Source organism: Vreelandella sp. V005 (assembly GCF_052645115.1).
In genome coordinates this window covers 514,368-524,309 of record NZ_JBQXYA010000003.1, presented here as the reverse complement: position 1 = coordinate 524,309, position 9,942 = coordinate 514,368, and the positions used below count along the sequence as shown (strand labels likewise).

General features: G+C 54.4%; 12 protein-coding genes and 1 pseudogene. 12 read left to right on the top strand and 1 reads right to left on the bottom strand.

All coding sequences use genetic code 11. The annotated features are described in order from the left end of the window. The 9 genes and pseudogenes from ACUN8H_RS11035 to ACUN8H_RS10995 all read left to right on the top strand — a co-directional run. A pseudogene (locus tag ACUN8H_RS11035) lies at positions 1-271 on the top strand (benzoate 1,2-dioxygenase large subunit); the annotation flags it as partial. A gap of 33 nt (positions 272-304) precedes the next feature. Further along, on the top strand, positions 305-793 hold the full coding sequence (benB, locus tag ACUN8H_RS11030) for a benzoate 1,2-dioxygenase small subunit (RefSeq protein WP_445532174.1): 489 nt from the start codon (positions 305-307) through the stop codon (positions 791-793). A gap of 87 nt (positions 794-880) precedes the next feature. After that, entirely contained in the window at positions 881-2,053 is a 1,173-nt protein-coding gene (locus ACUN8H_RS11025; protein WP_445532173.1) for an ABC transporter substrate-binding protein, read from the top strand. Positions 2,054-2,118: 65 nt separating this feature from the next. Then, entirely contained in the window at positions 2,119-2,979 is an 861-nt protein-coding gene (locus ACUN8H_RS11020) for a branched-chain amino acid ABC transporter permease (RefSeq protein WP_445532172.1), read from the top strand. A gap of 12 nt (positions 2,980-2,991) precedes the next feature. Next, on the top strand, positions 2,992-4,059 hold the full coding sequence (locus ACUN8H_RS11015) for a branched-chain amino acid ABC transporter permease (RefSeq protein ID WP_445532171.1): 1,068 nt from the start codon (positions 2,992-2,994) through the stop codon (positions 4,057-4,059). A 3-nt stretch (positions 4,060-4,062) separates the two neighbouring features. After that, entirely contained in the window at positions 4,063-4,830 is a 768-nt protein-coding gene (locus ACUN8H_RS11010; protein WP_445532170.1) for an ABC transporter ATP-binding protein, read from the top strand. Continuing rightward, positions 4,827-5,558 carry an ABC transporter ATP-binding protein gene (locus tag ACUN8H_RS11005; RefSeq protein ID WP_445532169.1) on the top strand — a complete coding sequence of 244 codons (732 nt, stop codon included), beginning with the start codon at positions 4,827-4,829 and terminating at the stop codon, positions 5,556-5,558. The genes ACUN8H_RS11010 and ACUN8H_RS11005 overlap by 4 nt, the downstream gene beginning before the upstream one ends. 74 nt (positions 5,559-5,632) lie before the next feature. Beyond that, on the top strand, positions 5,633-6,829 hold the full coding sequence (locus ACUN8H_RS11000; RefSeq protein WP_445532168.1) for a benzoate/H(+) symporter BenE family transporter: 1,197 nt from the start codon (positions 5,633-5,635) through the stop codon (positions 6,827-6,829). 39 nt (positions 6,830-6,868) lie between these two features. Continuing rightward, on the top strand, positions 6,869-7,672 hold the full coding sequence (locus ACUN8H_RS10995; protein ID WP_445532167.1) for a universal stress protein: 804 nt from the start codon (positions 6,869-6,871) through the stop codon (positions 7,670-7,672). 9 nt (positions 7,673-7,681) lie between these two features. Here the strand turns inward: ACUN8H_RS10995 and ACUN8H_RS10990 are convergent, their stop codons facing one another. Continuing rightward, positions 7,682-8,584 carry a LysR family transcriptional regulator gene (locus tag ACUN8H_RS10990; RefSeq protein WP_445532166.1) on the bottom strand — a complete coding sequence of 301 codons (903 nt, stop codon included), beginning with the start codon at positions 8,582-8,584 and terminating at the stop codon, positions 7,682-7,684. Positions 8,585-8,762: 178 nt separating this feature from the next. On the opposite strand from ACUN8H_RS10990, the gene ACUN8H_RS10985 reads away from it, so the two are divergent. From ACUN8H_RS10985 to mscL, 3 genes are all read left to right on the top strand, one after another. Further along, entirely contained in the window at positions 8,763-8,879 is a 117-nt protein-coding gene (locus ACUN8H_RS10985; protein WP_445532165.1) for a universal stress protein, read from the top strand. Between the two features lie 37 nt (positions 8,880-8,916). Then, complete coding sequence (locus tag ACUN8H_RS10980) at positions 8,917-9,240, top strand: universal stress protein (protein ID WP_445532164.1); 324 nt, start codon at positions 8,917-8,919, stop codon at positions 9,238-9,240. Positions 9,241-9,387: 147 nt separating this feature from the next. Next, entirely contained in the window at positions 9,388-9,906 is a 519-nt protein-coding gene (gene mscL / locus ACUN8H_RS10975) for a large-conductance mechanosensitive channel protein MscL (protein ID WP_445532163.1), read from the top strand. Positions 9,907-9,942: the final 36 nt, after the last annotated feature.

The window sequence follows — 9,942 nt, the reverse complement described above, 5'->3', positions numbered from 1 at the left end:
GGGCACGCCCGACGACCTCGAAGAGTTCCGCGCCTGCCAGGAAGGTTACAACGGCGCGCTGGCCGAGTGGAACGACCTCTCCCGTGGGGCCCAGCAATGGATCGAAGGCGCCGATGAAGACGCTCAGGCGATCGACATGAAACCCCTGCTCAGCGGTGCCTCGCCGGAAGACGAAGGGCTCTATGTGCTGCACCACAAGCACTGGGTCGACGAAATGCTGCGCGCCATCGACAAAGAGCGCGGCCAGTTTATCGCCACCGCGTCCGCCTAAGCGTCCCGCGCCTGCCAAGAGGAGAGAAGTGCCATGAGCATTAGCTATCACGACATCCAAGCGTTTTTGTACCGCGAAGGGCGGCTACTGGATGACCGGGAGTGGGACGAATGGCTCACGCTGTACCGTAAAGATGCCGAGTTCTGGATGCCCGCCTGGGACGACGACGACCAGCTCACCCGCGACCCGCACAGCGAAATCTCGCTCATCTACTACCCCAACCGCGACGGGCTGGAAGACCGGGTCTACCGGATCAAGACCGAGCGCAGCGGGGCGAGCACGCCGGAACCGCGCACCACCCACCAGGTGACCAACCTGGAGATCCTGTCCCAAGACGGTGACACGGTGGAACTGCGCTTCAACTGGCATACGCTCAACCACCGCTACAAGAAGACCGACAGCTTCTTCGGCACCTGCTTTTACACCCTGGACGTGTCGGGTGAGCACCCCTTAATCACAAGAAAAGTCGTGCAGCTGAATAACGACTATATCCATCAGGTTATTGACGTATATCACGTGTGATTTAGCTCTGATGAGACAGGGATGTCGCTTACTTCTGCAAATGTAGCCAACACAACTTCATAACAACTGAACCCTGGTGAAAATATAATGAAAACATTTAAAAAGACCTCCCTAGCCACGCTCCTTAGTGCCACTGCCATGCTGTCAGCAGGCAGTGTCTTCGCCAATGAAGATCCGGTGAAACTTGGTTTGATGCTTCCTTATTCAGGTACTTACACCGCCCTGGGAGAGGCCATCACTAATGGGCTGAAATTGGCCATTGAGGAAGAGGGCGGTCAGTTGGGCGGCCGCGATGTGGAATACATTGAGCTAGATTCTGAAGCTGATCCGTCTAAAGCGCCTCAAAACATGAGTCGTTTGGTCAATGGCGACGGTGTGGATTTCGTCATTGGGCCCGTTCACTCGGGTGTTGCCATGGGCATGCTGCGAGTGGCCAAACAGACCGGTGCCATCACCATCATTCCTAATGCGGGGTTGGGAGCCGCTACTAATGAGCTATGCATGCCAAACGTATTCCGCACCTCGTTCAGCATGTGGCAAGACAGCTACCCCATGGGCAAAGTGGCTTACGATCAAGGGCATCGCAAGATTGTAACCATTACCTGGGATTACGCTGGAGGCAAGGAAGATCTGGCAGGCTTTGAGGAGGCATTTACCGCTGAAGGTGGTGAAATCGTCGAGCAAATTTTAGTGCCATTCCCCAGTACGGAATTTCAGAGTTACCTGACGCAAATTGCCAGTCTTGAGCCTGACGCGGTTTACACCTTCTTTGCGGGCGGTGGCGGCGTTAGCTTTGTTCGGGATTATGCGGCAGCCGGACTAAAAGAAAGCATACCGTTGTTAGGTTCCGGCTTCCTTACCGAGGGCAATTTAACCGCCCTGGGCGATGCAGGTGAGGGCGTAATGACCACGCTGCACTACGCGGAGACCCTCGAAAATGACGCCAATAAGTCTTTCGTGTCAGCCTACGAGAATGCCTACGGGGAAACTCCTGACACCTACGCTGTACAAGGTTACGACACGGGCATGATGCTGGTTCAGGCACTTGAAGTGCTTGGTGGTGATACGTCGGATCGAGAGCGTTTGATCGATGTGTTAGCCAATGTACAACTGGCGAGTCCCCGTGGGCCGCTCAGCTTCTCTGATTCCCACCACCCTATCCAGAATGTGTACCTACGCGAGATTCGCGACGGCAAACATGAGGTCGTCAGTATCGCTTCCGAGAATCTTGAAGTCCCTGATGACGCTTGCCAGATATAACGGCATCTTGCATCACACTGGGGCGGGGGAACCCCGCCCCTCATTCTGATTCTCGGAGGGATCTTATGGATCTCGCATTTTTCAGCGTACAGCTCCTTAACGGTTTGCAGTACGGCCTGCTGCTCTTCTTAATTGCCAGCGGTTTGACGTTGATTTTCGGCATCATGGGCATCATCAACCTGGCCCACGGCGCCATGTATATGATTGGTGCCTATCTGGTTTACGACCTAACCCTGCGGTTGGGTAATTTTTGGCTGGCCATGCTGGCGGCCATCCCCATCGCTATTGTTCTGGGGCTCATCATTGAGCGCCTGTTTCTCGATACGCTTTATAAGCGTGACCATCTGTATCAGGTGCTGCTGACCTTCGGGCTGATTTTAGTGCTCAACGAAGCGCAACGGATCATTTGGGGGGGCGACGTGCATCGCGTAGCAGTGCCCGCACCGTTCGATGCCAGTATTCAGTTAACTGATAACCTGCAGTACTCGGTCTACCGCCTCTTTGTGATGGGCGTCTGCCTGGCCTTGGCAGGGGTAATCTATTGGGTGATGCGCCATACGCGGCTGGGCATCATCATTCGCGCCGGTGCCGTCAACCGCGACATGGTGGAAGGGCTGGGGATCAACGTCCGTACCCTCTTTACGCTGATTTTCAGCGTCGGTGTAGCGCTCACCGCCTTCGCGGGCATGATCGCCGCGCCGCTCACCTCCATCGCGCCTGGCATGGGCGATAGCATTCTTATTACCTGCTTTGTGGTCGTCGTCATCGGCGGTATTGGTTCCATCAAAGGAGCCTTTTGGGGCGCCATTATCATTGGCATGGCCACTACCTTTGGGGCGGTGCTGATCCCCAGCCTCGCCAGCATGGTGATCTACCTGATTATGGCCGCGGTACTGCTGGTGAAACCGCGCGGCCTGTTCGCGTGAGGAGAGTAAGCAATGTTACATAGATATCCCAAGCGCGTTGCGTTGATTATGTTGATGTTAACGGCGTTGGTAGCCGCTTTTCCTCTCTGGGGAGAGGCCGTATTCGGTAATCAGGCCAACTTCATGTTGGAGAAACTGACGCTGATGTTAATCCTGGCCCTGTTTGCCATGAGCTTGGATCTATTGGTAGGCATCGTGGGTTTGGTCAGTCTGGGGCATGCGCTCTTCTTCGGTTTGGGGGCGTATACGCTGGCATTAGCTAGTCCTGATTTTAGTCCAGCGTCAATGTGGTGGATGTTGCCTCTCGTGATGGGCGTCTCTGCCTGTGTGGGGTTAGTAATAGGCATCTTAGTGATCCGTACTAAGGGCATCTTCTTCATCATGACCACCCTGGCATTTGGCCAGATGCTTTACTACTTCATTAGTACGTCCCAGTTCGCGGGGGGCACTGACGGTGTCTTTATCATGTTCCGACCGAGCTTGGCGTTAGGCGAGCGTACGCTAGTAGATCTTGATAACCCTTACAGCTTCTTCTACTTCTGCTTGGGCATGCTGCTGATTGGATTCTTATTTCTACGCTGGCTGACGCGCTCTTACTTCGGCCAAGTACTCGATGGTATTCATGATAACGAGCACCGTATGCAGGCATTAGGCTATGCCACTAACGGCTACAAGCTGGTGGCCTTTGTTATCGCAGGGGTGATGGCAGCGATCGCAGGCATGTTAGCGGCGATGCAGTATGGCTTCGCTAATCCGGCTCAGTTGGGCTGGCACACCTCTGGTGAAGTGCTAATGATGCTCATTTTAGGCGGTATGGGCACTATCTTTGGACCCATCTTAGGCGCCTTCGCTTACGAAATTCTGCTCTATGTCTACGAGCATGCCACGACGCACTGGCCCATTCTGATGGGGCTGACCATTATCGTTGCGGTACTGGTGCTTCCTCGCGGGATTGCTGGTTTGATTATCGCGCCTCCTTGGCAGCGTAAACGTCAAGCAGCCTCTGAAACTGTGTCTGAACAAGAGAAGGCAGCAGTGTCTCTCTCCGCTCAACCCGTTACCCCGCGTAAGGAGAACTAAGCCATGAACGACGACATTGTCTTAGCCACCCACGGTTTGACCCGGCGTTTTGGTGGTTTAGTGGCGGTTCAAGAGGTGGATTTTGATGTTAAGGCCCATGAGATACACGCCATTTTGGGCCCCAATGGGGCGGGTAAAAGCACGCTGATCAATCTGCTCTCTGGGGAGATCCCTCCTTCTGAAGGCCAGGTGATCTATCGCGGTCAGCCGATTCAAGGCAAAAGTGCGCGCCAGATCGCACGCCTGGGGATCGGCCGTAGCCACCAGAAGACCAATATCTTCCCCCGCCTCAACTGCCTGCAGAACTGCGAGTTGGCGGCGCGTATCCATATGGGCGGTGTATTTGGCAGTTGGCGTTCCCGCCAAACTGCACGGCAGGTGAGCGAACGGGCTCAGGAAGTCCTGGAGACCTGTCAATTGAACCATCGCGCGTATACGACCGCATCAGCGATGAGCTATGGCGAACAGCGCCAGTTGCAGATCGCGATGGTGTTGGCGACGGCGCCGACGCTGATGCTACTCGACGAGCCGATGGCGGGCATGGGACGTGAAGAGACTGTTCAAGTCACCGAGTTGCTCGCAAGCCTAACGGATCGCTACACCCTGGTGCTAATCGAACACGATATGGACTCGGTCTTCCGCTTGGCTGACCGCATTACCGTCATGGTCGATGGCTGTGTGTTGGAGAGCGGTCCGACCGAGCAGATACGCACCAGCGAAAAAGTAAGGGATGTCTACCTGGGGCGTCATGAAGAGGGGGCAGCCGCATGAGCGCAGAGCAAACCAATACACCATTGATTGATGCCCGAGGGCTGCATACTTACTACGGTGAGAGCCATATTTTGCATGGGGTAGATTTGACTCTAATGCCTGGCGAAACGCTGAGTCTTCTGGGGCGTAACGGGATGGGCAAAACCACCACGCTGAAGTCGATACTGGGCTTTGTTCCACCGCGGCGCGGCGAGGTCTTTATTAAGGGGGTCTCTGCGGCCAAACGGCGCCCTTGGCAACTGATTCGCCAAGGCATCGGCTATGTGCCAGAAGGTCGCGGTATTTTCCCGGGTATTAGTGTGCGTGAGCACCTAATTATGGCGGCTCGCCCCAATGAGCGAGGGGAGTCACCCTGGACGCTGGAGCGCGTCCTGGACACGTTTCCGCGCTTGGGCCAACGCATCAACCATGATGGCTCTTTCCTCTCGGGCGGTGAGCAGCAGATGCTCTCCATTGGCCGAGCGCTAACCACAAACCCTGATCTGATGATTCTTGACGAGGCCACTGAAGGGCTCGCCCCGCTGATCCGCGATGAAATCTGGAAGATCATAGGTGAGATAAAGGCGACCGGTATTTCTACCATTATTGTTGATAAAAATATCGATAACCTGCTGAAGATAGCGGAAAAACATCTGCTGCTGGTCAAGGGGGAAGTAGTCTATAGCGGTGATTCCCAGGGGTTAAAAGATAATCCCGCCATTCTTGAAACCCACCTCGGCGTTGCTTGATACGGCCCCGGCAAGTAGCTGCTTGTCGGAGCCGTTGGCTACTCGTTAAATACTGACATGGAGAAGTGTGTTGCATGCTATCTCATAAGCAATTGCACAAGGATCTGTCGATTCCAGCCATCACGGCTGGCTTTGTAGCGGTACTGGTCTCTTACTCCGGGCCCCTGGCCATTTTTTTCCAGGCGGCTCAGAGCGCCGAAATATCCAGCACCATGATGACGTCATGGGTCTGGGCCATTTCTATCGGCGCAGCAGTCTCGGGTATCTTTTTAAGCCTGTGGTTAAAAGTGCCGGTGGTGACCGCCTGGTCGGCGCCGGGGACTGCGCTGTTGGTAACGCTGTTCCCTGGATTGACGCTCAATGAGGCGGTGGGCGCCTACCTAACCGCCGCCGTGATCATCTTTCTGATCGGCGTTACGGGCTCTTTTGACCGTATTATCCGGATGATACCGCCAGGCATTGCCAGCGCGATGATGGCAGGCATTCTATTCCAGTTCGGGGTGGGTGTCTTCGACTCCGTAGCGAGTGTACCGGCGCTGGCTATTGGCATGATTATCGCGTATCTGCTCTTTAAGCGACTTACCCCGCGCTACAGCTTGGTACTGCTATTAATAGCCGGTATCACATTAGCAGTCTTATTGGAGGGTGCGAGCCTGGAGGGAGTGTCACTCCAGTTAGCCGAGCCCCAGTTTATCCGTCCCGAATGGTCCTGGAACGCGACCCTGAGCTTGGCCATTCCCCTGGTACTGGTGAGTTTGACGGGCCAGTTCTTACCTGGCATGGCCATTCTGCGTACCTCTGGCTACTCAACCCCGGCCAAGCCAATCGTTATCGTGGCTAGCGTAACGTCCTTTTTTACCGCATTTTTTGGCGGTATCACCACGGTCATCGCAGCAATTACAGCGGCAATCTGTACCAGTAAGGAAGCTCACGAAGATCCTGCTAAGCGCTATGTTGCCGGGGTGGCAAATGGGGTTTTCTACCTGCTTGGAGCGATTTTTGCGGGCACTATCGTCGCGCTATTTACCTCGTTACCAGGGGAGTTTGTGGCGGTACTTGCAGGTCTTGCACTGCTGGGGGCCATCACTAGCAATATCAATGCGTTCGCAGCCGAAAAGAGCCATCTGGAAGCCTCTGTCATTACGTTCATTGCCACCGCTTCAGGCATTAGCTTTCTAGGCTTAGGCTCCGCCTTCTGGGGCGTTGTCGTTGGGGCGCTTGCCTATAACCTGCTGCATCGACGTTTTAACTCGCTTAACCATAAAACCTAATAACAGTGATACTACTTAAGCGGTAGTGGGAGTGGCACCATGGAAAAGATCGTTGTGGCGGTTGATGACAGTGAAAGTGCTTTGCATGCCCTGGCGTTTGGGCAAATATTTGCGGCCCAGCTGGGGATAGAGGTGAGCGCTATTTCGGTGGTGTTGACGCAAGATGAGATCGCCCCACAGCGCACTAAACTGCAGGGGCGCTTGGCGGCCCACCGCTTTGAAACAGTAACCATTGATGTCGTTGCTCATGACAGCGCCAAGGGATATCTGGGTGAACTTGCCAGTCGCGAGGATACCGGGCTATGTATGATGGCTCACGGTCGACGCCCAGTGCCGGAGATGCTGATAGGCAGCGTAACCGCAGGAGTTGTGCGAAGATCGCAGCGCCCGGTTTACCTGTGTGGCCCTCGCTACGACAGCCGTGCTCACCAGCGAATTGAAGTATTAGCGGTTTGTGTCGATGGTTCTAAGCTATCCGAGCAAATCTTGCCCTATGCTTCAGCCTTGGTGAAGCGGTTGGGTGCTCGGTTGCAGCTACTGCAGGTGGTTGAGGCCAGCAGCAATAGAAAACCCACGACGCTAGGCCATACCGATGTCATGGAGTCAGCCTATCTGAACGCTCTGGCTCGCCGTGTCGAGAGTGAGCAGGCGTTAGAAGTTGATTGGGAGGTACTGCATGGCGACCCCGCGGACTCTATCGTCAGCTATTTAGCGGGAAGCCATAATACGATGCTGGCCATGACCACCCATGGACGTAGTGGTCTCTCGCAAGTAGTGGCCGGCAGCGTTAGCCATGAAGTGCTACACGAGACGACTTGCCCCGTGGCCGTGCTGCGTCCTTAAAAGGGGTCTTCATGGATAACGGCCAGAGCGGCGATTTTCCACGAGTACCTCTAGGATGGCGTTGGCTTCTTGCATTAGAGGCGAGGGTTTTTCTCCTCGTCGACGGCTGCAGATAACGGGGGAGGTGATGGACTTGTCAGCCAACGCGACGTAGGCAATGCCATCCCGCTGAACACGCTTAACCTGTTCAGGCACCAGGGTAATACCGATGCCTGAGGCGACAAGGCTTAGCGCCGTTTGTATCTCGTTTGCCTCCTGTACTACCTCCACTTTCAAGCCTTGGCGGCGGAAAATGCCAAGCACCATGTCTGCCAGGCTAGGGCGTGGCTTGGCGGGAAAGAGAATGAGCGGGTAGCGGGCAAGCTCCTCGCAGGTAGGGGTAGTGCCCTCTAGCGGATGACCGCTCGACAGGGCGGCAATCAGTGGTTCATCAAAGAGAATCTCCTGTTCGACGTCGGGGTCATCAATACGTAAACGCCCGAAACCCATGTCGATACGACCCGCTTTGAGCGCCTGAATCTGTTGTACCGTCGTAAGCTCTGCCAGCGAGAGCTCAACATTATCCATACGGCGCAAATCACGCACGAGCATAGGGAGCTGCCCGTAAAAAACGGACGGTACAAAGCCAATGCCGAACAGTGCACGCTTGCTACGCGCCATGTGCCGGGTGGCGTCGATGGTAACTTCTACTTTCTCTAAAATCTGCAGAGCATGCTGCTGAAAAAACACGCCTGGTGGCGTCAAGCGAAGTCCTCTTGAGCTTCGCTCAAACAGCTCAGCCCCCACCTCTTGCTCTAATTGTTTGATTTGTCGGGAAAGAGGTGGCTGTGACATATGCAATCGTTCAGCCGCGCAGGTAAAGTTAAGCTCTTCGGCAACAACGCAGAAATACCTCAGGTGGCGTAGTTCCATGATATCTCCAAGGTATGAGCGGCTACTTAAACAATATTATTGGCTTTGTCATTCGGTTGCTAACAAACTGGCGCTGCTCTTCACTTATTCAGGCGACGTTTAGACCAGCCTAACCAGGCGTTACAACGCTACCAGTATTTAAACGTTTAAAAGCGAAATATCGACTACGACTTTAGTAATGAACGCTAAAATAAAAGAGGGAAAACCAGTCATGTATGCGCGCATTTTAGTTCCTGTCGACGGCTCTGAGAGCGCTAAACAAGCCTTGAAAGTGGCTTGTAAGCTATTTAGATAGCGAGGACTCAACGCTCTTCTTATTACATGTGTCCGAAGTGCTCTCCTATGCCACCACGCTGGTATGGGATATTGGTGCTATGGATGCTGGCACTACGCTTGCTGAGCGTGAGAAAGTGGGTAAACAGCTACTGGTCCAGGCGGAGAGCACCGCACGGGCAGAGGGAGCTCCACATATCAAAGAGCTGTTGCTACAAGGTAATCCCGCTCGGACGATTGTTGAGACTGCTAACGCCAATAATGCCGATACCATTGTGATGGGAAGCCGCGGATTAAGCGACTTGGCGGGTGTGGCGATGGGTAGCGTATCGCACAAAGTGAGCCACTCCGCCAAGTGCCCTGTAATGACGGTGTGCCAATAGTCCGCAACGCCGATATCTGACCCGGTCTCGCTCGACAGCGTTCGGCCTGCAGAAATTTACTTGCCGCCTAACACACCTTAGCCCATGCTTTTAGCAAGACGCTATAACTCCGGGTATTGGCTAAACGAAACGTTAGGACGTTTGAAAATGGCAAAATTCTTCCAGGAATTTCGAGAGTTTGCAGTAAAAGGCAATGTGGTTGATATGGCGGTAGGCATCATCATCGGCGGGGCGTTTACGCTGATTGTGCAGAGCTTGGTCGCGGATGTGATGAACCCATTGATTGGGTTGCTGGTAGGCGGTGTCGATTTTTCTAATCTGTTTGTGGTGTTACGCCAAGGCGTGGTTGCCGGGCCTTACGCGACACTTGGTGATGCCCAAGCCGCTGGCGCGGTGACTTTGAACGTGGGGTTATTCATTAATGCCGTGGTCAGCTTTACGATTGTCGCGTTCGTGGTGTTTTTGTTGGTGCGTACCATTAATCGGTTAAAGCGAGAAGAAGCCGTGGCGCCTGCGAGCCCTACGGAGCAACCTTGCCCGTATTGTTTAATGGTGGTGCCGATTAAAGCCACTCGGTGCGGACACTGCACTGCGGCCTTGCCCTCCTCAGAAGCCTCGGCTGAACCTTTGTCTTCCCAGGCCACTGAAACGCCGGTTGCCAAGTAATCATCTAACGCAAAAAGGTGCCTGTTCAGGCACCTT